Source organism: Thermotoga sp. RQ2 (assembly GCF_000019625.1).
GTDB lineage: Bacteria > Thermotogota > Thermotogae > Thermotogales > Thermotogaceae > Thermotoga > Thermotoga maritima.
On sequence record NC_010483.1, the window covers coordinates 259,543 to 285,770 of the forward strand.

General features: G+C 44.6%; 26 protein-coding genes and 1 pseudogene. 19 read left to right on the forward strand and 8 right to left on the reverse strand.

Annotated elements, in window-relative coordinates; genetic code table 11:
- Positions 1–2 precede the first annotated feature (2 nt).
- The 5 genes from speE to TRQ2_RS01420 all read left to right on the forward strand — a co-directional run bounded on the left by speE (position 3) and on the right by TRQ2_RS01420 (position 4,590).
- Positions 3–884, forward strand: coding sequence for a polyamine aminopropyltransferase (gene speE / locus TRQ2_RS01400; RefSeq protein WP_012310430.1), 882 nt, complete (start codon positions 3–5; stop codon positions 882–884).
- Positions 885–957: 73 nt separating this feature from the next.
- On the forward strand, positions 958–2,289 hold the full coding sequence (miaB, locus tag TRQ2_RS01405; protein ID WP_011942945.1) for a tRNA (N6-isopentenyl adenosine(37)-C2)-methylthiotransferase MiaB: 1,332 nt from the start codon (positions 958–960) through the stop codon (positions 2,287–2,289).
- Positions 2,252–3,112, forward strand: coding sequence for a phospholipase D-like domain-containing protein (locus tag TRQ2_RS01410; RefSeq protein ID WP_012310431.1), 861 nt, complete (start codon positions 2,252–2,254; stop codon positions 3,110–3,112). The genes miaB and TRQ2_RS01410 overlap by 38 nt, the downstream gene beginning before the upstream one ends.
- Entirely contained in the window at positions 3,090–3,896 is an 807-nt protein-coding gene (locus TRQ2_RS01415) for a Cof-type HAD-IIB family hydrolase (RefSeq protein ID WP_012310432.1), read from the forward strand. Before TRQ2_RS01410 ends, TRQ2_RS01415 begins: the two co-directional genes overlap by 23 nt.
- A complete protein-coding gene (locus TRQ2_RS01420) occupies positions 3,862–4,590 on the forward strand; it encodes a hypothetical protein (protein WP_238514458.1) in 729 nt (242 codons plus the stop codon). The genes TRQ2_RS01415 and TRQ2_RS01420 overlap by 35 nt, the downstream gene beginning before the upstream one ends.
- Before the next feature lies 1 nt (position 4,591).
- Here the strand turns inward: TRQ2_RS01420 and TRQ2_RS01425 are convergent, their stop codons facing one another.
- From TRQ2_RS01425 to TRQ2_RS01435, 3 genes are read right to left on the reverse strand one after another with little or no spacing between them, the layout of a single operon-like run.
- Positions 4,592–4,951: a nucleotidyltransferase family protein gene (locus tag TRQ2_RS01425; protein WP_012310434.1), complete on the reverse strand. Its 360-nt coding sequence runs from the start codon at positions 4,949–4,951 to the stop codon at positions 4,592–4,594.
- A complete protein-coding gene (ispF, locus tag TRQ2_RS01430; protein ID WP_012310435.1) occupies positions 4,933–5,415 on the reverse strand; it encodes a 2-C-methyl-D-erythritol 2,4-cyclodiphosphate synthase in 483 nt (160 codons plus the stop codon). Before ispF ends, TRQ2_RS01425 begins: the two co-directional genes overlap by 19 nt.
- 4 nt (positions 5,416–5,419) lie before the next feature.
- Positions 5,420–5,950, reverse strand: a complete 531-nt coding sequence (locus TRQ2_RS01435; RefSeq protein WP_012310436.1) for a Holliday junction resolvase-like protein — start codon at positions 5,948–5,950, stop codon at positions 5,420–5,422.
- Between the two features lie 53 nt (positions 5,951–6,003).
- On the opposite strand from TRQ2_RS01435, the gene nadE reads away from it, so the two are divergent.
- Positions 6,004–6,849 (forward strand): NAD(+) synthase, encoded by an 846-nt coding sequence (nadE, locus tag TRQ2_RS01440; RefSeq protein WP_012310437.1) that lies wholly within the window; start codon positions 6,004–6,006, stop codon positions 6,847–6,849.
- A 26-nt stretch (positions 6,850–6,875) separates the two neighbouring features.
- On the forward strand, positions 6,876–8,804 hold the full coding sequence (locus tag TRQ2_RS01445) for an exopolysaccharide transport family protein (RefSeq protein ID WP_012310438.1): 1,929 nt from the start codon (positions 6,876–6,878) through the stop codon (positions 8,802–8,804).
- Between the two features lie 28 nt (positions 8,805–8,832).
- Here the strand turns inward: TRQ2_RS01445 and TRQ2_RS01450 are convergent.
- The 5 genes and pseudogenes from TRQ2_RS01450 to TRQ2_RS01470 all read right to left on the reverse strand — a co-directional run bounded on the left by TRQ2_RS01450 (position 8,833) and on the right by TRQ2_RS01470 (position 16,516).
- A pseudogene (locus TRQ2_RS01450) lies at positions 8,833–10,287 on the reverse strand (clostripain-related cysteine peptidase).
- Positions 10,288–10,300: 13 nt separating this feature from the next.
- Positions 10,301–11,728, reverse strand: coding sequence for a hypothetical protein (locus TRQ2_RS01455; RefSeq protein ID WP_041434394.1), 1,428 nt, complete (start codon positions 11,726–11,728; stop codon positions 10,301–10,303).
- Between the two features lie 4 nt (positions 11,729–11,732).
- Complete coding sequence (locus TRQ2_RS01460) at positions 11,733–12,344, reverse strand: HAD family phosphatase (RefSeq protein ID WP_083758360.1); 612 nt, start codon at positions 12,342–12,344, stop codon at positions 11,733–11,735.
- Positions 12,334–13,536 carry a hypothetical protein gene (locus TRQ2_RS01465; protein WP_012310441.1) on the reverse strand — a complete coding sequence of 401 codons (1,203 nt, stop codon included), beginning with the start codon at positions 13,534–13,536 and terminating at the stop codon, positions 12,334–12,336. The genes TRQ2_RS01460 and TRQ2_RS01465 overlap by 11 nt, the downstream gene beginning before the upstream one ends.
- Position 13,537: 1 nt before the next feature.
- The gene (locus TRQ2_RS01470; RefSeq protein ID WP_012310442.1) at positions 13,538–16,516 is read right to left on the reverse strand and encodes an SLBB domain-containing protein; all 2,979 of its coding nucleotides are present in this window, start codon (positions 16,514–16,516) and stop codon (positions 13,538–13,540) included.
- Positions 16,517–16,718: 202 nt separating this feature from the next.
- Here TRQ2_RS01470 and TRQ2_RS01475 point away from each other — a divergent pair, with 202 nt between their 5' ends.
- The 12 genes from TRQ2_RS01475 (at position 16,719) to tagD (ending at position 26,178) form a co-directional block, all read left to right on the forward strand.
- Positions 16,719–16,913: a DUF1659 domain-containing protein gene (locus TRQ2_RS01475; RefSeq protein WP_004081160.1), complete on the forward strand. Its 195-nt coding sequence runs from the start codon at positions 16,719–16,721 to the stop codon at positions 16,911–16,913.
- A 14-nt stretch (positions 16,914–16,927) separates the two neighbouring features.
- Entirely contained in the window at positions 16,928–17,137 is a 210-nt protein-coding gene (locus TRQ2_RS01480; RefSeq protein ID WP_008192552.1) for a DUF2922 domain-containing protein, read from the forward strand.
- An 18-nt stretch (positions 17,138–17,155) separates the two neighbouring features.
- Positions 17,156–17,389: a hypothetical protein gene (locus TRQ2_RS01485; RefSeq protein WP_004081162.1), complete on the forward strand. Its 234-nt coding sequence runs from the start codon at positions 17,156–17,158 to the stop codon at positions 17,387–17,389.
- A complete protein-coding gene (locus TRQ2_RS01490; protein ID WP_012310443.1) occupies positions 17,382–17,759 on the forward strand; it encodes a sigma factor in 378 nt (125 codons plus the stop codon). Before TRQ2_RS01485 ends, TRQ2_RS01490 begins: the two co-directional genes overlap by 8 nt.
- Positions 17,760–17,801: 42 nt before the next feature.
- The gene (locus TRQ2_RS01495; protein WP_012310444.1) at positions 17,802–18,209 is read left to right on the forward strand and encodes a glycoside hydrolase family 73 protein; all 408 of its coding nucleotides are present in this window, start codon (positions 17,802–17,804) and stop codon (positions 18,207–18,209) included.
- A gap of 25 nt (positions 18,210–18,234) precedes the next feature.
- Entirely contained in the window at positions 18,235–19,461 is a 1,227-nt protein-coding gene (locus TRQ2_RS01500) for a sugar transferase (RefSeq protein ID WP_012310445.1), read from the forward strand.
- Positions 19,440–20,597, forward strand: a complete 1,158-nt coding sequence (locus tag TRQ2_RS01505) for a glycosyltransferase family 4 protein (RefSeq protein ID WP_012310446.1) — start codon at positions 19,440–19,442, stop codon at positions 20,595–20,597. The genes TRQ2_RS01500 and TRQ2_RS01505 overlap by 22 nt, the downstream gene beginning before the upstream one ends.
- Before the next feature lie 547 nt (positions 20,598–21,144).
- Entirely contained in the window at positions 21,145–22,368 is a 1,224-nt protein-coding gene (locus TRQ2_RS01515; RefSeq protein ID WP_012310447.1) for a glycosyltransferase, read from the forward strand.
- A gap of 7 nt (positions 22,369–22,375) precedes the next feature.
- The gene (locus tag TRQ2_RS01520; RefSeq protein ID WP_012310448.1) at positions 22,376–23,656 is read left to right on the forward strand and encodes a hypothetical protein; all 1,281 of its coding nucleotides are present in this window, start codon (positions 22,376–22,378) and stop codon (positions 23,654–23,656) included.
- Positions 23,657–23,952: 296 nt separating this feature from the next.
- Positions 23,953–24,276 carry a glycosyltransferase gene (locus TRQ2_RS01525; protein ID WP_012310449.1) on the forward strand — a complete coding sequence of 108 codons (324 nt, stop codon included), beginning with the start codon at positions 23,953–23,955 and terminating at the stop codon, positions 24,274–24,276.
- 171 nt (positions 24,277–24,447) lie between these two features.
- Entirely contained in the window at positions 24,448–25,605 is a 1,158-nt protein-coding gene (locus TRQ2_RS01530; protein ID WP_012310450.1) for a CDP-glycerol--poly(glycerophosphate) glycerophosphotransferase, read from the forward strand.
- Between the two features lie 15 nt (positions 25,606–25,620).
- A complete protein-coding gene (gene tagD / locus TRQ2_RS01535; RefSeq protein ID WP_012310451.1) occupies positions 25,621–26,178 on the forward strand; it encodes a glycerol-3-phosphate cytidylyltransferase in 558 nt (185 codons plus the stop codon).
- Positions 26,179–26,228 lie beyond the last annotated feature (50 nt).

Genomic DNA, 26,228 nt, shown 5'->3' on the forward strand with positions numbered 1-26,228 from the left:
AGTTGAAAGAATTTGAAAGAGATCTCCAGCCAAGACAGCACCTGTGGTACTTCGAGTACTATACAGGAAACAACGTGGGACTCTTCATGAAGATAAACCGCATGATCTACTCAGGACAGAGCGACATTCAGAGGATAGATATCTTCGAGAATCCCGATCTTGGCGTGGTTTTTTCGCTCGACGGCATCACGATGACCACGGAAAAGGACGAGTTCATGTACCACGAAATGCTCGCACACGTTCCCATGTTCCTCCATCCGAACCCGAAGAAGGTGCTCATCATCGGCGGTGGAGACGGCGGAACGCTCAGAGAAGTCCTGAAACACGACAGCATGGAGAAGGCGGTTCTCTGCGAAGTGGACGGACTCGTCATAGAAGCCGCAAGGAAGTATTTGAAGCAGACTTCGTGCGGTTTCGACGATCCAAGGACAGAGATCGTGATCGCAAACGGTGCCGAATACGTGAGGAAGTTCAAGAACGAGTTCGATGTCATCATCATAGACTCCACGGACCCGACGGCGGGCCAGGGTGGGCACCTCTTCACCGAAGAGTTCTACCAGGCCTGTTACGATGCCCTCAAGGAAGACGGAGTCTTCTCCGCCGAGACGGAAGACCCGTTCTACGACATCGGATGGTTCAAGCTCGCTTACAAGAGGATCAGCAAGGTCTTTCCTATCACGAAGGTTTACCTTGGATTCATGACCACCTATCCCTCCGGCATGTGGTCCTACACCTTCGCCTCCAAGGGAATAGACCCGATAAAAGACTTCAACCCCGAAAAGGTGAAAAACTTCAACAAAGAGCTGAAGTACTACAACGAAGAAGTTCACGTCGCGTCCTTCGCCCTTCCGAACTTCGTGAAGAAAGAACTCGGACTGATGTGAATCGACCCCGCTCCGGCGGGGTTTTTCCTTTCTGGTATAATCTAATTAGCCTGAACGAACTGGGAGGTCGAACATGAGATTTTACATCAAGACCTTCGGCTGTCAGATGAACGAGAACGACTCGGAAACGATGGCCGGTCTTCTAATGAAGGAAGGGTTCACCCCCGCCTCGGCTCCCGAAGAGGCGGATGTGGTCATCATAAACACCTGTGCAGTGAGAAGAAAGTCTGAGGAGAAGGCCTACAGCGAGCTCGGTCAGATGCTGAAGATCAAAAGGAAAAGAAAGCTCGTTGTGGGAGTTGCGGGGTGTGTCGCCGAAAAGGAAAGAGAGAAACTCCTGGAGAGAGGAGCCGACTTCGTCCTTGGAACCCGCGCCGTCCTGAAAGTGACAGAGGCGGTGAAAAGGGCGCTTCAGGGGGAGAAGGTGGCGCTCTTCGAAGACCATCTCGACGAGTACACACATGAGCTTCCACGTATCAGATCCAGCAAGCATCACGCCTGGGTCACGATCATATTCGGCTGTGACAGATTCTGCACCTACTGTATCGTTCCGTACACGCGCGGCAGGGAAAAGAGCAGACCGATGGAGGATATTCTGGAAGAGGTGAGAGAGCTCGCGAAACAGGGCTACCGCGAGGTGACCTTCCTCGGTCAGAACGTAGACGCCTACGGAAAAGACCTGAAGGACGGCTCTTCCCTCGCCAAACTCCTCGAAGAGGCCTCAAAGATAGAGGGAATTGAAAGAATCTGGTTTCTCACTTCCTATCCGACGGACTTCTCCGACGAACTCATAGAGGTGATCGCCAGAAATCCGAAGGTGGCAAAGTCCGTCCACCTCCCCGTGCAGTCCGGAAGCAACAGGATACTGAAGCTCATGAACAGAAGTTACACGAAGGAAGAGTACCTCGCCCTTCTTGAGAGGATCAGATCGAAGGTGCCGGACGTTGCCATAAGCAGCGACATCATCGTCGGTTTTCCAACGGAGACGGAAGAAGACTTCATGGAGACGATCGATCTTGTGGAGAAGGCGCAGTTCGAACGCCTCAACCTCGCGATCTACTCTCCACGAAAAGGTACGGTGGCGTGGAAACACTACAAAGACGAGGTGCCCTACGAAGAGAAAGTGAGGCGCATGCAGTTTCTCATGAACCTCCAAAAGAGGATCAACAGAAAGCTGAACGAGCGCTACAAGGGAAAGACGGTGCGCGTCATCGTGGAGGCTCAGGCAAAGAACGGCCTCTTCTACGGCAGGGACATCAGAAACAAGATCATCGCCTTCGAGGGTGAGGAGTGGATGATCGGCCGATTCGCCGACGTGAAGATCGAAAAGATCACGGCCGGTCCGCTCTACGGAAAGGTGGTATGGATTGAAGAAACTCCTTCTCCTGTTTCTACTGATAAATGAGATAATTTTCTCGCGGGTCTATTTCAGCACGGTGGACGATCTTTCACAGCTGGTTCTCTCACACCTGAACTCTGCAAGCGACATCACGATCGTTGCCTACTCGATCGACCCGGAGTATCTCGGATTGAAAACTGCGAAAATGGCTTCCGAGGTGCCCGTTCAGGGTGCTTTCGTTCACGTTTCAGAGGGTCTTCTTCACTCGAAATTCATCGTTCTCGACTGCGAAACGGTGATCTTCGGTTCTGCGAACTTCAACCGCTCCAGCTTAGAAGAACATCTGAACAACCTCATCGTCTTTCACTCCAAAGAGATAGCGGACTTTTTCGAGGGAATTTATGACTGGCTCGTTCACGGGAAAAGGCCACAGGTTCGGCTCAAGACTGAAGAAGGTGAGTTCTTTTTGATCCCCGCGGTGGATGTCGAAGAGATCGTCTTGGATTCGCTCTGGAAAGCGAAAAGGTACGTTCTTCTCTGCAGCTACGCTTTCACAGATGAAGACGTCTTTGCCACGCTGAAATTCCTCTCCTCGCAGGGTGTGGAGGTGTACATCATCACGGACGAGTGGTTCGAGTCTTCAAAGCTCAGAGAACTTCCACTTGGAACCTTTCACATTCTCGAGGTGAAAGAACCCTTGATGCACCACAAGTTTCTTGTCGTTGATGGAAAAACTCTGATCACGGGCTCTGCGAACTTCACAGAGAGTGGTTTTCACAAAAACGTGGAGGTCGTGTTCAAAACGAGTAACAGAGAGTACGTAGAATCTTTCGTGGAAGAGTTCGAAAGGATCTGGAGGGGATACTTTGTACAGGGTGTTCGTTTTTGATCTGGACGGAACGCTCCTGAACGACAGCCTGGAGATCTCGGAAAAGGACAGAAAAGTGATCGAAAGGCTTTCCAGAAATTGCCACGTCGTTTTTGCAAGCGGCAGGATGCTCGTCTCGACGCTGAATGTGGAGAAGAAATACTTCGGCAGGACTTTTCCCACGATAGCCTACAACGGCGCGATGGTGTACATTCCAGAAGAAGGTGTGATTTTGAACGAAAAGATTCCACCCGAGGTCGCAAAAGACATCGTGGAGTACGTGAAGCAGTTCAACGTGCACTGGCAGGCGTACATAGACGACGTGCTCTACTCCGAGAAAGACAACGAAGAGATAAGGGGCTATGCGAAACACTCGAGTGTGGAATACCGGGTTGAACCGAAACTTCTGGAGCTTGTCTCAAAGGTGGGAACAACCAAGATCCTTCTCATCGATACTCCGGAAAAACTCGACGAACTGAAGAAGATCCTCTTGGAGAAGTTCAACAATGTGGTGAAGGTCTTCAAGTCGTTCCCGACGTACTTAGAGATCGTTCCAGAGAACGTAGACAAGGGAAAGGCGCTGAGGTTTCTCCGGGAGAGAATGGGATGGAAGAAAGAAGAGATCGTCGTTTTCGGCGACAACGAGAACGACCTGTTCATGTTCGAGGAAGCGGGGCTTCGCGTGGCCATGGGAAACGCCATCGACAAGGTGAAGGAGGCGGCGGACGTTGTCACGCTCACTAACAACGATTCTGGTGTGTCTCACGTTCTTGAGCGCATTTCCACAGATTGTCTTGACGGATGAGATTCCAGAGAACTCCACGGGTCTGGTGGCGGTGAGAGTTCCTCTTCAGAACGTTTTGAAAGACGTCTCTCTTCTGTGCCTTGGAAGTTCTGGAAATTTGACCCTCGCAAAAGATATCGGAATCGCTGTAGGAAAGATCCTGAAAGAAAAAGGTGTGACCTACTACGTCTTCGGCAGTTTCGACGTTTTGAGAATAACCGACACAGATCCCCTCGCAAAGGTCTCAACTTCTCCATATATCACCGCTCAGGTGCTATCTCTTTTCGCGGAGGGACTCTCCACAGCGGGAGTTGTGCCCGTTTTCAGCGCAGCTGGAGAGGTGAACGAGCAGGTGATCAGTGCTCTCATCACAAGAAAGGCCACCTATCCCGTGATGGTTGAAAGTGCGGAAAAGTACGAACGGCTGAAAAGGCTCGGCTACACAACAACGCTCGTCATCGACACAGAAGGAAACGTGCTTGTTGGAAAGCCCTTGAAATTCTCCTGGTCCTATGAAAAGGAGATAGACTACGAATCTCTCAGAAAGGAAGTGCTGGAAAACTCCATCGTTCTTTTGAACAGAAACGTCAAAAAAATCAGTGTGAACGATCCGTGGAGCGGTGGGGTGCTCGTTTTCTCTGATGAAGAGTGGCTTCTGAAAATCGCTCAGGACGTACTCGACGGAAGGAGAGCCCCCACAGGAAGGGCACCATAGTTCAAATCTCTATCCCCTCTCTTTTGATCAATCTTTTGAGAAACTCGGGACATCCTTCAAGATCGATCAGATCTATCTCGAACTCAGAGAACCTGTTGATTTCAGAAAGCACCTTGAAATATTCCTCTTTCGGAAGGCCTTCCACCGCAAGATCGATGCCGGACCTTTCTGTGAACTCGCCTGTTCCTCTCAGGTACTTTACAAGAGAGCCAAAAAGAACCACTTTTCCTACGCCGTACCTTTCCCTCAACATTTCTGCGATCCTCTTTGCCTCTTTGAGGGCCTTCTGAGATAACACCTTCATCTTTTCTTCTTCTTTCTTTTTTCTCTCTACCCAGGCCCTTATGTACTCTTCGTACATTCTTTCTCCTCCAAAAGACACACCGCGTAAGCTGAGATGCCTCTGCCTTCACCTTCGAATCCCAAGGTGTTTCCGCTTTTGAACTTCACGTTCACGTGGGGTGTTTTCAACACGCTCTTCAGATTCTCGACGATTCTATCCCTGTAAGCTGACATCCTCACACCGGAGAGGACAACCGTCGAGTCAACGTTTATCACCTTGAACCCTCTTTCTTCTATCATGCCCATCGTCTTTTTCAGAAGCTCAAGGCTGATTGCGCCTCTGTACTCTTCCGTCTCCGGAAACCACGTTCCTATGTCGCCAAGGCCAACGGCTCCAAGCAGAGCATCTATTATCGCATGTGAAAGAACATCACCGTCCGAGTGGCCGAGACTTCCAACAGGAGAGTCTATCTCCACACCCGCCAGAATAAGCCTTCTTCCCTCAACAAGGGGGTGTCTGTCGTATCCAAAGCCGATGAACATAAAATCATTCCCCCTGATAGTGCAATTTTTCCCAGTAGACTTCTTTCCTTTCCACCACATCTCTCACCTGTCTTTCTCTGGTGGACAGATTCCCTGTTTTTCCCGTTTTAACTTCCACGAACACTATCTTCTTAACGTTTCCCTCACTCAAACCATCAAAGACCACGAAATCCACGGGTGTTCCTATAAACCTCGCATCTTTTGAATTGTACTTGAAATCCGGAAAGTACGGTATGAGATGCTCCGTGACCTGTCCCATGATCACGCTCCTGCTTTTATTGATAGCATCCTCTCTGATCTTTTTTTCTTCCGCCAACTTCCACTCCTGAAACCTCACTTCGTATTCTCTTTTCAAATTTGCCTCAAGAACTTTTCTCTGAAGTTCCCACTCGTTCTTCTTCCAGTCTTCAAACATCTTCATAGCCCTGCTTTCGGCTGTTCCTTTGAGCTCTTGAATCTCGCGTGACATTTTTAGAAGATTCCTCGCCAAGATGAAAACTACAATGACGAGAATTACAATAATTACTATCATCATGCGAATCCCCCCTGTCTTAATTCTACATGTTAAAACCCCAGAGGGTGATAGCAGTGAAAGAAAGTCTCATCAATTTCATAAAAGAGAAGATAGAAGAGTACAACTACAGAGGAGCGGTTGTCGGAGTGAGCGGTGGGATCGACTCCGCCGTCGTTCTTTCTCTGTGTGTTCAAGCGCTCGGAAAAGATCGTGTGTTTGGTCTCATTCTTCCAGAGCGCGACTCTTCAAAAGATTCGGTGAAAGACGCCGTTGAACTCTGCGAAAGCCTGAAAGTTGAGTACAAAATAAAACCCATCACTCCCATCTTGAGAAAAATAGGTGTCTACAGGCTCTTTCCACCAAAACTCTTTTTTCCAGAATCGGTCGTGAAAAGATACGTCCTCAACAAATGGAACTCTCTTTCGAAGGATCCTTTCCTGGACGACCTCAGAAACTCCGGCCCCAACGAATTTCTGAAAGGCCTCGCCTACTACAGAATAAAACACAGAATCAGAATGTGCCTTCTCTACTTCGAAGCAGAAAAGAGAGGCTACGCCGTTGTGGGGACGACGAACAGAACGGAGTACCTCACAGGCCTGTACGTGAAGTGGGGTGACGAGGCGGTGGATATAGAACCCATCATGCATCTCTACAAAACGCAGGTTTTTGAACTCGCAAGAGAGCTGAACATCCCGGAGAAGATCCAGAAGAAACCGCCGTCTCCAGATCTCATTCCGGGTGTCACAGACGAGATGGCCTTCGGCATGAGCTACATGGAGCTTGACCGCATACTGATGAAGATCGACAGGGGAGAGAGTTTGGAAGACGAAGACCCAGAAAAAGTAGAGAGAGTGAAGAAGATCCTCGAACTTGCAGAAAAGCACCGCCGTGGGATTCCAATCAGCTTTGATAGAATATAATCAGAACACACCAAGGAGGGAAAGCTGTGGAAGAAAGAGAACTAACGCTCGGCGATATCCTTTTGATGTTCAAAAGAAGGTCAAAACTCTTCTGGATCGTTCTCGTTCTGACGGTCCTTGCAACGGGGATTTATCTTTTACTCGCCACGCCAAAATACGAAGCCTCCGCGAAAGTGAAGGTCTCAACACAAAAAGGCATGAGTCTTGGACTTTCCATTGAAGGTCTTCTTGGAGGTCTTTCCAGCCTTCTTGGAGGTGGAGGAAGCCTCGAAGACGAGATACAGATCATGCTTTCTCGAAGAAACATCGCAGCCGTGATAGACGAGCTTGACCTTGCCCACAAACTCCTCGATGAAAAAGACATAAAAAAAGCTATGGAAAACGGCCTCACAGAAGACGATTTGAAACTCTCTCTTTACAACTACATGGTGGAAAAGCTCATAACCGTCGAGCCTGTGAAAAATTCGAACATACTGGAAGTTAAATTCACCTGGCAGGATCCAAAACTCGCCGCCGAGATAGCAAACAAGATCGTGGAAAACTACGTCAAGATCAGTGAAAGCATCGCCAAAACCCAGCTTGGGGCGAAAAAAGAGTTCCTCGAAGAACAAATCCCGAAGGTGGAGCAGGAGCTCAAAGAATCGGAGAACAAACTCAAGGTTTTCAAAGAAAAGAACAAAATCTACTCCGTTGAAGCGCAGTATCAAACGCTTATAGAACGATACGCTTCTCTTCTTCAAAAGAAGGAAGAATCTCAAATCGCCATGGAAGCGGCTCAAAAGCAGACTGAATTCTTCTTAAACGAGCTCAAGGATCTCGATGTTGAGATAGAAAAGCTCAGAGACAGCATCACGTTCGATCCGATCATCTCCCAGCTAAAAAGCAGACTGATCAACATCCAGATAGAACTCGCAGGGCTCATGGAGCGCTATACCGAATCGAACCCTGCGGTAGTTCAAAAGAAAGCAGAACTCGAAGAAACCCAGAAACAGCTCAAGGCGGAACTCGAAAGACTCCTCACATCTCAGGTGAAAAAGACAGGCTACACCATCTACGGAGAAGCGCTCAGCAATCTCATAAAGGCAGAGTCTGAAAGGATCCTCTACCAGACACAGTACGAAGCCTTCAAAAAGCTCTTTGAAAACTTTGAAAAGGAACTCTCAAAGCTTCCGGAACTCGAACAGAAACTCATCGAGCTCGAAAGAGACTACAAAGTGAAAGAAACGATCTACACCACGCTTCTTCAGGCAAAATACGAGTCGCTCATATCTGAAGCAGCGATCACGGCTAACGTCAACGTCATAGACTGGGCTGTTCCGCCTCTCTCACCCTCGAAGCCGAACAAAAAACTCACCCTCGCGGTCGGAGGAGTGCTCGGAATCTTCCTCGGAATTCTCGCTGTCTTCTTTGCAGAGTTCTCTGACAGAAGGATCAAATCGGAAAGTGAAGCGGAGTACCTCCTCGGTGTGGAAAAGATCGTGGCGAGAGTTCCTCTGACAAGCAAAAGTGAAGTGATAGAAAAAGCCCTCGGAATCCCCGCGGTGAAAGCTGGAAAGGTGGTGTTCATCACCGCCATCGAAGACGGAGCGGGTGTGAGCACCATAGCAAAACACATGGCAAATCTTGTCTCAAAGAAAGAGAAAGTGCTTCTTTTCACCGAAGAAAACGCGGAAGGCTCTTTCGATAAAAGGGACTTGTTCGAACTTCTGAAGGATCCAGAGATCTTAGAGAATCTCAAACAGAGTTACGACAGAATCATCATCGACGCACCCTCACTGAAGAGAACACCGGAGTTCCTCCCGGTATCGGAAAAAAGCGACACTGTCTACATCGTGATCAGACTCGAACACACCTACTCAGAAGACTTGAAAATGCTCCACTCTCTGAAGAAGATAGACGGCTTCATCCTGAACGGCCTGACGAGGAGAAACTCAACGTACGTGGAGGAAAAATGAGGAGGGGATTTTCCCCTCCTTTTATTTTTCACTGCAGCCAATACACCAGAAATTCATCCCACTGTGTGTCGTTGGGGAAGGAGAGAGTCATGTAGTCGTTCTCATATATTCCATACACACTCCTGCTTTCAGGCATGAAGATGCTGACTGGAGCCAAGAGTTTTCGATCACCTTTTTCACCGTAGGAATGAACAACAAACGAGGATGGATCGGGAGCTATAGAGAGTTTTGTCACCCATTTGTCTATAAAATCACCGAGATCAACAAGAACGGGCCGATTGTAATAGTCAATGTAACTCTTCACCACATCAGAATAAACCGCGTCGACCTTGCTCAGATTCGCTTTCAGATCATAAGTGAATGAATCTAAAGCAGAAACAAAACCTTCTACTTGCGAAGTGTCGTACACCGCAAGGCTCAGTCCATCTTGACGGTAAGAATCGTAAGCGGGAGAAGAATAGTAATCCCTGTAACTGTCAACAATCATCTCTGCCACACTGAACTGTGTACTATCGGGAGTTATCTCATCCAAGAAACTGTAATTCCATCCATCCGCTGGTTCGTTGAAACTGGAAGCCACAATGTAATGAGCCGTGTTTCTGAGTTCGTATATCACCTCCAGAGAACCCATAAGGCACGCATCGAACCCGAGAATGTCGAGCTTCTGTCCGTCAAGAGCGCCGTTGATCACGTTTTCAAGCGCCATTCTCAGATCTTTCACTGCTATTGCGCTTCCGGAGGTATCATCAAAGCTGATTGCTTTTGAAGAATCGTACATTGAATCACCTATCCACGCACTTCCGTGATCCTACATGATCAGCGCTCTGTAGGTTGACGAGAAGTTCTCAAAGACATACTTCAACCAGTATTCGAGGTCTTCGTAAGAACCGCTGTTGAAGTCTACCCCCGTTATTCCCATGATTGCTTTCCAGTTTCCATCATTGTCGAGAACCAGAATTCCATCGCTCGTACCTCCCCCATCGTAAAACACCACCACGGAGACGTTTTTTTTGTTGGTGTTTCTCATCTCTTCAAGATCTTGATCACTGTATCCCCACAGATTGTTGTCCCCGCACATCCACACCACAAAGAGCCATTTTGGAGAGATAAAATCAAGGGAAAAGTTTTCCATAAGAAAAGGATTTCCCTTCACCTGAACGTAAAGATCGCACTCACCTTCTTTTGGAGAAAAAAACGAAAGTTCAGCCCATCCGAAGGAATCCGTTTTCGCTTCATCTTCTTTCACGTAGTAAGAACCGTAGGAATTTTTTATCTTCCTGTAGAGTTCCACCGTCACGCCAGAAACAGGATTTCCACTCTTATCGAGCACCTGAACATCGATCAGCGCGTACCTTCCCGCAACGGGTTCCCCTCTCGTTTTCACCACAAGAGAATCGGGGGTCTGCAAACCACTTGTCAAATCAGGCAGCGTACATCCAGCAACAAGAATTACCACACCTGCCACAAGAAGAAACCACCTCATCTCTTCGCCTCCCTCAGAATTCCCATTTCATGCCGAGTCCCACACTCGCGCTTCCTTCAAACAGCTCTAAAGAAAAGAGAAAATTCTTCACACTCCCTCTTATGCTCAAACCGGGTACTTTTTTTGTTTCTCCCTCCTCTTCCTTCGGATACTCCGACTGCAGTGTGTTCGGCCCTTTCACCAGGTAGAAAGCGTTCACCCCAAGGTTCAGATCTTTTCCGAACAGCTCAAGCGAGGCGTTGAAGATCCTCGCATCCGGTCCGAAGGCAAACCCCACCGGATAGTCAACGATCGTTCTGGAGGGAGGAAAATTGGTGAGATAGACGAATCTGTTGTTGAACTTCAAGTAGGGAAGGAACGTGTTGTACACGAACTTTGTAGCCAGAGCGTACTCGACACCCAGAACTCCTTTCAAGCTTCCCGCAGAAAACACCTTTCTTGCTCCCACGTTGAAGGCGTAGGCTGTTGGTTTCGATTCGTTCTCAGTCGTTCCCACAAGGTCGTCGAGAGCAAACTCTCCGTGGATCTCCCAGCCTTTCAGCGGAACGTAAGAGAAGTCAAGCACCGCCATAGAGTTCGTGTAGCCTTCGTTGTAGTTGTTGTGCCAGATTGCGAAGGGACTCGCTGAGAAAAGATCGGGGTACTTTCCGCCGATCATCGTGAGCTCTCCCGCACTGAACCTGAAGTTCTCAAAGGGGTGAAAGTCGAGCCTGTGGGCTACCAAGGTTTTCACCTTCTCGGTGTACGGAGAGAGGGGATCTGCGTTCACAGGCCTGAAAGTACTCTGTTTTTCCCACTCTTCAGTTGTCAAAACGGGATTTATCGAGATCAGGTGGAACGTGTACTGTACCTGGGCCTTCGTTGAGAACGTGAAATGGCTGAAATAAGGGCTCACATCCGAGATCACAACGGGAAACTCGGAGCTTCCCCATCTGATCTTCGATCTTCCAACGGCTACGTAAAAATTCTCACCATCGTAAACACCGTAAGCGGTGTACGGAAAAGTCGAATCGGCGCTCGAAAGCTCTTTCCAAATTGGCGGAACGTTGCTGTGAAGGTCCAGATAAAAGTCGCTGTAGTTGTTTGTGAAGGGGATCTCTGTGTAAAACGAAATCTCTCCCACGAAGCCTTCGAAAGAAACGTTCAAAAAGTAAGGAGTGTTCTCGTACAGGTAGAAGTTCTCCCAGGGAGGATCAGAGAGGACGAACCATCCCGTTTTTGTCTTTCCCTGAAAATTCCCGAAATAAAAAAACGGTGAGACCTCAAGAGAAACTCTATTTTCTCTCTCACCAGAAGGCATGGGAAGAACACCGGGAAGCGCTTTTCCTTCGAGAACGTACTCGTAAACCATCTGAGGTGCGAGCTCTGTGATCAACGGCTCTGAAAACAAAACAGAAGAGACAATCACAGCAAAGAAAACCCACCACTTTCTCACGATCATCCCCTCACAGTTCAATCTTTAGCTCTCTGACCAGAATTTCCTTCAATTTCGAAGGCTTTTCAAGACGAACAGCTCGAAAACCAATCTCTCTTGCAGTCTTGACATTTTCCGGTGTGTCGTCTATGAAGAGGCTCTCTTCAGGTACAATCTTGTATCTTCTGATCAGCTCGAGGTATATCTCTTTCTCAGGTTTCAGGTAGCCTACGTGAGAGGAAATCACCATGCCGTCGAAGAGTTCGAAGAAATCGTACCTTTCCCTCACCATCTCGAAGTAGATCCTTCCATAGTTGGAAAGAGCGTAGAGCTTGAAGCTTTTTTTCAGCACTGGAAGAAGTTTCACGTTCTCTTCAATGGGTCTCAAAAGTTCTGGAACTTCCCTTTCGAGTCTTTCCACGTACTCTCTGAACCCAGAAAGCTCTCTCTTCTTCTTTTCCCACAGCTTGTTCTCAGGAAGAACACCTCTGTCCATCAACTTCCAGTCCTCGTGTTTGAAGATCTCTTTCTCGAGAACTTTTGCCACCTCTTCCGGGAAAGACTCGAGCAGGTATTCACAGGGTCTCCAGTCGATCAGAACCCCTCCAAGATCGAAAACGATGTTCTTCACTTCAAAAGCCAACTTCAAACTTCACCTCCAGACCGATCCCGTCGAGACTGTTCCACCAGACATCCACGTTTCCTCCGTACTCTCCAAAGAAGGTGTTCAGAGACACCTTCACCGTGTGTTCTTCTGTGAGATCGCCGATGAGCCACTTCGTGTCGGGGGGCATCTGTTCACCGTGCCAGGGCTCCTCTGGTGTTCTGTCTCCATAGACGAGGTAGTGGTACATAACACCGAGAGAACACCAGCCAAGAGAGCGTTCAAGGCCGAGCTTCAAAGAGAAGGAATTTTCGCCGTATTTGTATCCGATCATCCTGTCTTCGATCGCTCCTTCGGAAAAGTACGTGTATTCGTAGGGAACGTTTGAGCTTGTCCTCTCGAAGGTGTACGCGCTCGCACCGGAGGCTTCTCCGTAGAATCTCCAGGGACCCGTTCTGTATTCACCGCCGAGAAGGAGTGCTATCTTGTCCGGGTTCAGATATCCTCCTGTTCCAAGGAGCCTGTTCAGGCTCATGTCGTCTATCAGTGCCTCGAAATAGACCCTTCCCGCACCGAAGTTCCACTCGACCCATCCACCCATGAGGGCGTTCGCGTTCTCTGAAGGATCTCTCCAGGGAGCCCCCTCCTGGTACTGCCAGATCTCCTGTACGGCGATCGTTGGGATAGGAACGAAGAAGTAGTAAGGATTGAACACCTCGTTCAGATAAACCACGGCGTCCTCGTAGGCGATCTTCAAGAATCCAAGGTCGAACACCACCGTTCTGTAGTTGAAGCTCTTTTCGTCGTTTATACGAAGCCAGAGTGATTCAACGTGCCAGTTGTTTCGGGAGTAATTCAGAGAAAAACCGGGAAAGCCGTAAAAACGGGAGTTGTTGTCCAGAAAGAGTTTGTCGATCCCGGGACCCCTCTCCTCGTTCAGGATCCCCGCTTTCATCTCGAAGGGGCCTACTTTCCCAGAAAGGTTCGCCTCCGGGATGTAGTAGAACTCCACTAGCTTTTTGAGTTCATCGATGATACCGGTGTGGACGATCCCGAAGCCCTTGCCCACACCGGCTCTGCAGTTGAACTGCCAGTCCTCGTCGAGCCACACACTCTCGGACAGCTCTCCCGTCCATTTGAAGCCGTTCTCATAAGAAAGATCGAAGGAGACATTCATACCGGCGAAGATGAGAACCGGCAGAGCTATCAAAATTGAAACCAATCTCCTCACGTTACCACCCCATGAAGTCTCTGACGTTGCTGATTGTGTTTATCACGGTGTTCACTATGGAGAGCGCCTCTGTCACCTGTATGAGCGGGTTGTCGGGAACGAAGACCACATCACCCGGTGCGACGTTCGGATTCACACCTCCACCCTTTCCAGAAAGAACTCCTGAGAGATCGCAAACGGTGACCTCTCCCTGAGGTCCTCCCTTGAATAAGAATATCCTGCTTGTGGCGGCTCTGTCTGTGAACCCACCGGCCCTCATCACCACATCGAACACCGTCGAGTACCTGTCCACCTTCACGATACCCGGTGTCCTCACGTTACCGAGCACGTACACGTAGTTCGTTTCAACGGGTGGTACGTACACCACGTCTCCTGGCTCTATCTTCACCTTCTGCACCTCGTCTATGTTCGTGAAGTCGTAAGTCGTTTCATTCTCTCCCCTTCTCAGGATCACCTTCGTCTTCAGGGCCCAGTTGCTCAGACCGCCGGCCTGTGCTATGAGCTTCAGAAGTGTCACGTCTCCTTTGAGTTCGTACGCACCGGGTCTTACCACCTCTCCCACGACGTAGGCGAAGTTCTCCGTCTCAAGAGGCACGAAGACCACGCTTCCGCTCTCAAGAACAGGCCCACCTGTGTTGATCACGTCTTCATAATACACTTCTTTCTTCTCACCCGATGGACTCACAACGACGATCCTGCTCGATCCCGTGCTCTTTACACCGCCCACCTTACCCAGAACGTTCCTGAGCGTTGGTTTTTCCTCGTCTTTGAAGGTCACAAGCGTGTTCGTGATGCCTTCTCCGAAGACGTAAACGTGAGGTCTTTCGGTGTACTTCACGTACACGAGGTCTCCGTCCTTCAGCTCGAACAAGCTGAGCTGGTTTTGAGAAACGGTGATCTCACCGCCGTCTCTCAGAACGACCACGTTGCCCGCTTCGAAGAGAGCGTCTTCTTTGTACCCTCCAGCCTTCACAATGGCTCTGTCCAAGAGAGCCGACTCATCGGGCTCGAAGACAACCATCTGGGGCACCTTCACAAAGCCGTCCACGTAGACTCTGACGGCTTCTTTCACATCCACTTCGACAACCGCACCGTCTTCGAGCGAAAGATCGGTAACTTCCGCCAGTTCCTGCACCTTTCCGCTCGAGCGCACCTTCAATCCCGCTATGTACTTCTTCTGTATTTTTCCGAACCTCGCGAGGGCTTTCTCAAGTGTGATGTCTTCGTCTTTCGCAAAATCGACGTATCCGTACACGTCCCCGGTGAAATAGACCCTCTTCGTCTGTATCGTCTTCACGAGGATCGTGTCGCCTGTTTTGAGAGAAACATCCTCCGTCAATACCTTCTCTGGATCGAAGCTCTTTTCTTCACCGTCTCTCAAAAGTGATAGGCTCTTCACAAGAGAGAAATCCTCGATCCCGTACTTCTTCAGGGCCGTCGAGAGTGTGAACGGTTCGTCCTTAGCAAAACTCATCCTTCCGTTCCTTGTAGCATTGTCTCCCACTATGTAAACGAACCTGTCCGTGTACTTCTCCACGTAGACGAACACTCCGTCTTCGAGGGGAATCTCTTTTTCCACTATCTCCTCTGGGAAGTATTCCTTTCCAGACAGTTTCACGGAGACAACCTGACTTTCATCGATGAACCCACCGGCCTTCGCTATGAGGTTTCTCAGCGTGAACGCTTCGCTCTTTCCAAAGGCGTAAAGCCCGGGGCTTCTCACGTACCCGAGGATGTAAGCCTTCTTTGGAACGAACTCCTTCACGTTCACTATGTCGCCGGGTTTCACAAGAAAATCTAACTTGTCTGGTGAAAGCTCCACAACGCTTCCGCCTCTTGCGATGACGATCGAATCGATTTCTTCAACACTTCCTCTGAACCCTCCTGCCATCGAGAGGAGCTTTTCCAGGGTCACCGATTCCTTCGGGGAGATCTCGTAAACACCTGGTCTTGCCACATATCCTGATACATAGACTCTTGTCTCTTCGTATTTTTTTATCTCAACGACATCTCCGACATTCAGCTGAACGTTCTCGTTCAGCACTTCCGGTGCGTACTCCGTGGTTTTTCCATTCCTTGTGATCAGAACCTTTTCTATGTATCTGTTATCAACGGAGACTCCGCCGGCTTTTGCGATGAGATTTTTGAGCGTGAGAGACTCTTCTCTGGAGAAGGTGTACATTCCCGGTCTTGCCACCGCTCCCACAACGTAGGCGAACCTCTCGTCGAGTTTTTGGACGTGCACCGTGTCCCCTGGTTTCAAAAGGAGGTTCTTTTGATAGATATCTTTCTCTGATATCTCAACCGTTTTGTCTTTCGAGAGGACGATTATCTTTCCCGAACTCTCCTGCGTGGTACCGCCCGCTGCCGCTACGGCGTCGAGCAGAGTCATCTCCCTTCTGTAAGGATAGATGCCCGGCTTTGCCACGGCCCCAACGACCTTCACGAACTCCGTATAGCTCTTTTCCGGGAGTATCACCTGATCGTTCTCCTGGAGCATCACGTCTTTCTCGGGAGCTTCACCCCAGAGAAGCGAAGAGAGATCCAGTTCAAAAACCTTCCCATCTCTCAAAACCTTCACCTTCGAAAGATCGACTGAGGAGAGATCCACAGAAAGAAGAGAGAAAAGCTCAGAAACGCTGAGATCTTCTATTCCCATGTCCACCACTCTGTTCACAACACCGGAGACGTAGATGTTCCTTGGAGCAATCTGCTGAAGAGACACGATCACCTCAGGTTCAGAAAAACTCCTGGAGAGCCTTTCCTTGAAAAGCTCTGTTAACTGGTCCACGCTGAGGCCTTCCACCTTCACACGTCCCACGTACGGAAACGTGATCGCACCTTCTATGTCCACCGCACAATTTCTCGTCAGATCTGGGTATCCCACCACTTCGATCCTCAGAACGTCTCCCTTTCTTATGGTGTAAGACAGAGAAAACACCGCAATCAGAAGAAACAGAAAGATCAGCGCTCTTTTCATCTCGAACCCTCCTCTTCGTCTTTTCTGTTGAAAATTATACCTTACGTCTGAAAAAAGACCGAACCAGAAATGATTCGCTTAGCGATTTTTATTCACTAATATGTTGAATATACAAAATTTTATATGTGATTTAACATCCCTGTCAGGACTTATTTATTGGAGGGGCTGCGCAGTCCACAAAAAATTCACAGGAGGTGTTATCATGGAAAAGGCCCTCAGGATCGTGTGGGCAACAGGTGAAGTGGACGAAAACGGAAACCCCGTAACGAGGAGACAGACCATCTCCGTCAGTCCAAATGCGACAGCACAGGATCTTGCGAACGCGGTGAACACCCTCGACTCTCTCTCGAGCTACACTTACGTTTCCGCTCAGCTCGTCACGTACGAAACCATATGAGGAGGTGAAGTGGTATGAAGAGACTGTACATGGATTTTTACAATGAGGCAGAGGGAAAGAGAAGGAGAATCATAGTGAACAGCCCAGCTGACGGACTCACAGCGGATCAGGTTCAGACAGCCATGCAGACGCTTCTGGACTCAAAAGTTCTGGAAGGCTACGCGATCGACAGAGCAGTGATAGTCGAAACGAACTCGAACGAATTCTTTGATCTCATTCAGTAACGAAGGGAGGGCGTCTGTATGATGACAATACTTCCATTTCTCAAGGACGTCCTCCCGCTCGCCGTCTCCCTGGTCGAAAGACCGGGGGACGGTGAGTCCAAGAAGGAGGAAGTGAAAGAGATCGTCTTCGGTCTCTTCGACAGCTTCGGAATCGACCTTCCCTTCGACTACGATATCTTAGATCACATCCTGGACTACGCCATAGACTTCGTGGTGGACTTCTTCAACGATCGGGTGTGGAACAATGCCTGATCACACCAGAAGAAAACTCGAGAACACAAAGGACGAAGATCTCTCCATCGATTTGCTTTTTCAAAAATACGAACCAGATCTGAAGAAAAAAGCGGGACATTACTTCAAGAAATTCGGATACAAGTTCCTCTCCTACGAAGACCTCTACCAGACGATCTGTTACCTGTTTTGCTACGCACACAAACTGTGGAACAAAGACAAAGGAGAGTTCGAACCCTACTTCAGGTGCATCGTAAACAGAAAGATGAACGACATCGTAGCAGGGAAAACACCTCCTCGCTGTTGTGATTATCCTTTCAACGTGCTCAAACCTGAGTATCTCAAAGAGCCGTGTTATCCAGAAGACCTCGACGAAAAGATCGAAAACTGAAAGCGGGGTCATCCCCGCTTTCTCTTTTCCGGAGGTGATAAGATGAAAGAGAAGTTTCTCGGAAGATTCAGCGAAACCGCCTTTCTTCTTGGAAAGCTCACCGGGATGGATCCGAAGATACTCCTTGCCCAGTCCGCCCTCGAAACTGGCTGGGGAAGACACACGGTGGGAAACAACCTCTTCGGCATAAAGAAACTCTCCTGGCTCGAAGGAGGAGTTGAAGCGGAAACGAAAGAGTTCGATGGAGTGAAAACGATCGATACGTTTCAAACTTTTGTCAGTCCAGAAAACAGTATGATCGCCTACTTGATTCTTATAAAAGAGTGTTATAATAAGGCCTGGGAGTGTAGAAAGGAACCAGAGAGATACTTCGAACTTCTTCAAAGACTCGGGTACGCGACAGATCCAATGTACGCGGAAAAGTGCATAGGAGTGTACAGGTGTTTCTGAGAATTGACGAAGAGGAGGAGACAGATTGAACGGGTTAATCCTCATAGATTCTCTGGTGGTTTTCTCATTCAACCTCCTCTTTTTTAACTGGTATTTGGGCCTCCTGTTCACTGCAAGTTTGACACTCTCTTTTTTTGCCTTCAGGCTCTACGACACAGAAAGCCTTCAAAGTTACAACGAACAGCTGATAAGAACCGTAGTGGGAACGATAGCTGGTTTTATCATCGTTTTGATGTTCTACCCCTTGTTTGAAAACGAAATAAACAGATACCATTTCTTCGGGAACTTCCTGTTCTCCTCGGCAGGGGTTCCCGTTTTAAACGTTCTGGTGCACAGACTTATCAAAGAGAAACTGCCCGTGAAGAGATACCTTGTTCTGGGAAGAAGAGAAGAGATCGAACCCGTTCTGAAAGAAGTCGAGGAGAAATCCCTTGGAAGATACAGGTTCGTTGAGTACATCAATCCCTCCATCGAGACGGTGAAAGCAAAGCAAAAGCTCTACGACGCAGTTCTCCTCGCAGATCCTCAGTTCGAACACATCTTAGAGAAAGTCCAAGTTGAGAACTTGGAATACCTTCCAAACCTGGTGGAAAAGACCCTCAAGAGAATTCCCCTCGTGGTCATAGAAAAGTTCAAAGAGTACTACGAAGTCGCGTTCAGCAGTGTAAAAGACGATTCACCCGCAAAGAGAATCCTCGACGTTGCCGTCTCTCTTGTTGCACTCGCTGTCTTTTCACCGATCATGCTGATCGTAGCTATAATGATATACTTGGAAGACGGACTGCCGGTGGTTTTCAAGCAGGAGAGGGTGGGGAAAGACGGGAAAACTTTCATCATCTACAAACTTCGTTCCCTGCGAAATGGAAAGATCGACCCAGCAAATCCAAACAGAGCTATAGAGGAAAGACCATTGAGAGTGGGAAGGATCATTAGAAAACTGAGAATAGATGAGTCTCCACAGTTTCTGAACGTCTTGAAAGGTGACATGAGTGTGGTCGGTCCTCGTCCTGAGATGGTTGAGTTTCATAACATGATGAAAGAACAGATTCCTTTTTACAATATGCGTCTGCTCGTCAAACCGGGTATCACCGGTTGGGCACAGCTGAACTACAAGCACACCACCACACTTGAAGATTACAGGAAGAAGACAGAGTACGACCTCTGGTACGTGAAGAACAGAAACATCTTTCTTGATCTTCGAATCATCCTGCAGACACTGGAGGCTGTGTTATGGAGGAGAGGGGCAAAATAAAGATCCTACAGTTGATCACACGATCAGATTGGACAGGAGCTCAAAAAGTACTTTATTCCATAGTCTATGGTTTGAAAAAGTATTATCCAGATCAATTCGAAGTTGAAGTTGCCTGTGGTCCAGAGAACGGTCAATTGGTAGAAGAATTGAAAAAGATAAATGTGAAAGTACATGTCATTCCTGATCTTGTAAGAGAGATTTCTCCAGTTAAGGATCTGAGGGCTTATTTTCAAATAAAAAGACTCATAAAGGATGGAAAATACGATGTTGTTCACTGTCACTCTTCGAAAGCCGGTTTTTTGGGAAGAATAGCCGCAAAAAGAGCCGGTGTTAAAAACGTGATCTACACGGTTCATGGATGGTGGGGAATAGAACAGTACAGAGGTTTAAAAAGAAAACTCCTCATCCTTGCCGAAAGGTTCGCCGCAAAATTCTGTGATAAGATCGTGTTATTGTGCCACAGAGATCTTTTAAAAGCCAAAGAATGGAAGATAGGAAAAGATTCACAGTACGTTATCATTCCAAACGCTTTGATTCCTCAGCCACCTGCATCCAGAGGAAAACTGAGAAAAGAACTCGGCATACCAGAAAACACAAAAATAGTAGGAAACGTGGCAAGACTGGATCCCCAAAAAAATCCTCTCAGGTTTCTTGAAGTGGCAGAGTTGGTTCTCAAAGAAAGAGACGATGTCGTTTTTGTATGGATTGGTGGAAGCATCGTCGACGACAGTTACGGAAAACTCGTACAAAAATGGCTCGACGAGCATCCGGATGTGGCAAAGAAAGTGTATTTTCTTCCTTTCAGAAAGGACGCTGTGGAACTCATGGCAGATTTTGATGTGTTTCTGCTCACCTCCGACAATGAAGGGTTTGGTCTAGTAATTTTAGAGGCAATGCATCTTGGAAAGATAGTTGTTTCTACTAAATGTGGTGGACCAGAGGATATAATTGAAAACAACATTAGTGGTTTCCTGACAGGATTTGACTGCAAGGAAATTGCTGAGAAGATATCTTTTATATTAGACAATTTCGATGATGTATCAATAAAGATAAGCCAAAAAGCCGTTGAAAGAGCAAAAACCTTCAATTTTGAGAATCAAATTGGGAACTATATAAAGCTATATGAGAAGGATTGAGAAGAATATGGAATTAATAGGTTTATTGCCATATCTTTTCATACTCTTTATAACTCTTGCTGTAGCAATTTTTGGAAAAAGAAGTCGAATGTTAATATATCTTTATTCTCTTCTTTTGAGTATTTTTACTGGATTCACTGGTGAAGTATCACCAGACAGGTATAGATATGCACTGGCATATTTAAATGAATACTATATTTACGAACCTATGTTTAACGCAATTTCTAGGTTTCTTCATGTATTCTCCTTGGATGAACGCTTCTTGTTTTGGACTTTTTCCTTATCAACCTTTATAATTTTGCTTTCGTTCAAGATTCTTGAAAACAGCGGGATCGTACGAGCAATGATTTTTGTTTTAAGAAATCTGGGTCAACTAATAAATCAAAACATGGAATAAAAAGCTATTGAAAAAATAAAAAGATTGATCTTAACAACTGCTCAGAATATTATATAAGGCTATATCGGAAAGTGTGAAGGATGTATCAAGTTTAATTTTAGAAGCTATTGAGATTAGAGTTCATAAAAATTCAAAGAAGAGGTGTACACTATGAAAAAAGTTTTGTACATAACATCGGCAAATCCTTTCGGAGTTTACGGAGGAGCAATTGGAACTAGAAAATTTATTCTACCTCTATGTGATCTCATGAAAAGAGGAGAAATAGATTTTTACATTATCTATATGAAAAATCATAATGAAGTTGAGGATGAAAGGTTAAAAGAAAGCTTCAGGAGTGTGCAAATATTCGAGATAGTAAAGCGAAAGAGTGATAAAATAATAAGTAGAATCTTTCTGTATCCCGATCCATTAAATATTTACAACAGAAAAATAGTCAAACTAGTAAACAAAATACAACCAGATATAATAATCATTCAATCATCGCGGCTTGGGAAAATAGCTTTAAGCATTAAGAAAAAATATAATAAAAACTCAAGGCTTATCGTAAATTTCGATAATTTTGAACTTGAATTTGTAGAAGTTTTCTTCAAATATAAAGGTTTGTTGTCCTTATTAAAACCTGTGGAGTTGCTTTCAGTCTATTTGTCTGAAAGATCGAGTATAAAATTTGGTGATTTTTTTGTTTTTCTCCACAGGGAGGAAGCCGATAAAATTTTGAGTTTTTATAAGTCGTCAAAACAATGGGAAATCATTCCTTTCTTATACCAAAAATGTGAATTCCCAAATCGCAAAACCATTCAAAATTTATTCAATAAAACAGTCAATCTAATCTTCACAGGAAGATTAGATTTTTCCCCGAATATTGATGCAGCAATTTTCTTATTTGATTCAATAGAAGATATCACAGAATTGCTGGGAGAGAATTATCGAATAATAATCGCTGGAGCGAATCCTAACAGATATTTGATAAAAAGATATTTTAGATTAGATCCATATCAAAGAAAATTCATAGAAATTGTTCCTAATCCTTCTCCAGAAGAAATGAAAAAATTGTTAATCAGTTCCCATATTTATGTTTCCCCAGTATTCTCAGGGCCTGGTATGAAAACAAAAGTGATAGAAGCTCTTTGGCATGGATTACCTATAATAGCTAGTCATCTTAGCTTAAGAGGGTATGAAAGGCTCAGTAAATACTATGGTAAATTAATTTTTCCATTCTCTTCTAAACAGGAATTTATTGATAATTTAAAATCTGTTATAAAATTGTTAAACAATAAACAGGCAAATTTTGAAACACTTGCTCAAAATGCTTATCTTGAATTTTTCTCCTATAGTGAATTTCTAGATAAAGTTAGGAAAATCCTTTCGAGGTGATAAAAAGATGAAAATATTTTGGGCCATCTTGTTTGTATTCTCTACTTTTTTTACAGATTTACCATTGTTGAATTTTTTTGGAGAGTTCGGCAGGTCACTTGTTAATCTACTTTTCCCAATGTGGTTTCTAATAACATTTTTAAATATTAAAAAAGAACCAGTTAGCAAGTTCCTGTTATGGTGTGTTGTTTTGATATCATTGGCTGGTTTTCAAATGTTTTTGGGGGATTTGTATTATTTAATTGACACAACCGGGCATCCCGTTATTCGAGGAGAACATATAATTATCAAAAATTTTAAAATGATAATGTATCTTTTATCAAATATTTTCTTTACTTCTAGTATCATTTCACTTTTTTCTTCTAAAAAAAATTTAAAGAAACTACTGAAAGTTTCTTTTTTTGCTTTTCTTGCTCTTCCTTTTATAACAATAATTGAATTTATAGATCCTTTCGCATTTTCATATATCCATGCTAGAGAACTTTCCGGTATTCCCAGGTTATTTACTGCCGAACCATCTTGGACAAACTATTTAATAAATTCCCTATTTGTTGCATCAGCTTTATATTTTGTTTTCAACAAGAGAAAATCATATATTTTCTACACTATAGTATTAACTCAAACATTCCTACTTTTGACATCAAATTCCAAACTATTCTTATTTTTTGGATCAATAAATCTACTGTTAATTGTAATGTTTCAACTCTCAGCAAAAAGACTAGAAAGATTATTGCTTCTCATCGTGATATTTGTATTCATTATCTTCTTTCTCATTCCAAAATTTTTCCAAAAAATCTCAGTAGATGTTGAAAAATTTACGTCATTTGCCACAAGATTTGGAACGAACTTGGCTGCTTTTATATATTTGTTGAAATATCCTATAGCTTCTGGTGCGGTTTATTTACATTATTTTCCAGACTGTCTTGAAGATATAGCGCCGATAATTAAAAAATTTAACTTGAATATTTCCGAGATCTCATCATATATCTATAGCTCAGAAGAAAGTGCTATGACTGTCAAAGGTGGCTGGGGAGCTTTTATGATTTTTTACGGTATCATACCGTTGATTCTAATGTTGAAACTTTTATTCAAATTGCTTTATAATTTAAAGGGCACAATTCAAAGTTATTCGTATTTCATTTATTCTCTATTTCTTTTGAACTTACTAGTAATTCCTATATTTGATGGGATAATAACTCGTCCCCATTTCTGGTATATTTTGGCACTTGCGTATATCATAAAGAATCTCAAAAATCCACGAAATCCTCATAACTTGAACTACTATTAAACTTTTACGATTTTCAAAATTCAGTACAAGCTAATAATTTTCAAAGTGAGTCTTTTATGAAACTTTTATATGAAACTCTTTATCCGCCATAGATTATCAATAAGTCCAAAGTATGTGTAAACAGGTGCAATAGTACACGTATATGTCAAGCAAGAAGAGATAGACCAGGATAATGATGGATGAAACACATTCTTGATGAGGGGTATATTTTATGAAGTTGTTCTAAATCTCAATATTACTTTCCCAAGAGAACCTGCTGGATTCTTGAAATATGTTGGATAAAGGAGCTGGTACTAATGTCTAAGACCGCAGCAATTATTGTAAATTACAACGGTAGTAATGACACTATTGCATGCGCAAAAAGTCTTCTTGACCAATCTGTTCCGATACACAAAATAATAATCGTTGACAATGATTCTCCTAACAATGACTATGAAGTTTTGAAGAAGAAGTTTTCAAACAATCCCAGTATAGTTGTATTGAAATCACCCAAAAATGGTGGTTTTGCTTATGGTAAAAATTTGGGAGTAAAGTACGTTGTGGGAAGCAGTTTTAAATTTTATTATTTTACCTTCATTTCGGGCTTAATCCGAAAAGGTGGATATAAGAAGAAACTTTAAATTATATATAACTCAATGAAGACAAGGAGGTGACAAATTGAGTATACTTATCTTGGTGACGATGATATAACATAAAAGATGCCTTAACTAATGTTCTCGGAGAGAAATCAATTATGAGGATTAGCAAATTGCGCAGAAATTCTACTGTTATGTTTTGTTAGGAGGGAAGATATGAAAATGTTATTTAAAAGTGCGATAAAGCTTTTTTTGGAAATGATTCTCCTGATAATGCCTTGTGACAAAAAAAAGATTTTAATAGTAGACGGTACCCCCTATAGTGGTTCAAACGCATATGCATTGTATAAGTATCTGACGAAGAAAGTGGGTCAGAATTATAAGGTGGAAATCTTTTTTGATGACAACAGCAATATTTTGTCAAAGATAAAGAAAATCGCAGAAATAAAAAGATCGGGAATAATTTTCTCAACACACCTATCAGTTCCTCTCATAAAACGAAGAAAACAGCTAGTAGTAGAACTCTGGCATGGAATACCCCTTAAAGCTATGGGACTGATTGACAGGAGTTTGGGAAAGTGTAATAAAAAACTCTATGCTTATGTTGCAAATAAACCTGATATTATAATTTCTACCTCGGTTTTCTATAACACCATCATAAATGCTTGCTATGGTTGTTATAAGAATCCTTATGTAATAACCGGCCTTCCTCGAAATGATTTTCTATTTGAAAAAGGCAGGCTTAATGAAATTGTCCCACAAATTCATAATTATAAATGGAAAATACTATTTTCCCCAACCTTCAGGTTAGGATATGAAAATAGGGTGGAGGGTTTAAAAAGAGAATCTAATCTTTTTGGGTTTGATCGTTTTGATCACGACGGTTTCCTCGACTTTCTCAGGAAGCATAAAATCCTGTTCATTGCAAAGCTTCACCCTTTTGAGGAGAGATACTACAAAGCGCTTTATGAAAATAAAGAGAATCATAATATGTTTTTCCTGAGTAACCAGATCCTTAGAGAAAAGAGAATAGACCTCTACGAGATTCTACCGGATATTGACCTTTTGATAACAGATTACTCAAGCATATACTTTGATTATCTTTTGCTCGATCGTCCAATGATATTTGTATGTAATGATTTAGAGAAGTATAGAAAAATAAGAGGACTTCTTCTAGAGCCATACGATTTTTGGACACCAGGCCCCAAAGTGACTTCCCAAGAACAGCTTCAAAAAGAATTAGAAAGAGTTATTTTGAAAAAGGAAGACAACTATAGAGAGCAAAGAAAAATAATAAGAGATATAGTTCACAAATATCAGGATGGGAAATCTTGCGAGAGAATCTATGAGTTTGTTTTAAAGAAATACATCTAAAAGGGGTGAAAAGTTATGGGGAAAGTTGTTATTACTTACGGAACCTTTGACTTATTTCATATCGGCCATTTGAACCTATTAAAACGCGCAAAAGCTTTAGGAGACTACCTAATAGTAGGAGTTTCAACAGATGAGTTTAATGCTGTAAAGGGAAAAAAGGCTTTGATTCCCTTCGAACAAAGAGCAGAAATAGTTGCTTCTATAAAATATGTTGATCTAGTAATACCGGAAACATGTTGGGAGCAAAAGATAGAAGACATAAAAAAATATAACGTAGACATATTGGTAATGGGGAAAGATTGGGAGGGAAAGTTTGATTACTTAAAGAAATACTGTGAAGTGGTTTATCTGGAAAGGACAAAGGGTATTTCATCATCATACTTAAGATCCATTTTGAAAAAAGTAAGGCTTCAAAAAGAGGATTTAATGTATGCTCTCAAGGTACTAGAGTCTCTTTCCAATGTATTGGACGACTCGTTATTAAAAAGAATTAGCCTTGGAAAATCGGATATCATAAAAGTATTCGAAATATTAGAAATTCTTGCAAGGGAACTTGATGATACGGAAGATTAAACTCATCAAATATCTTCAAAGTGATTATCGTGGCTTAAAAAGGAGGATAA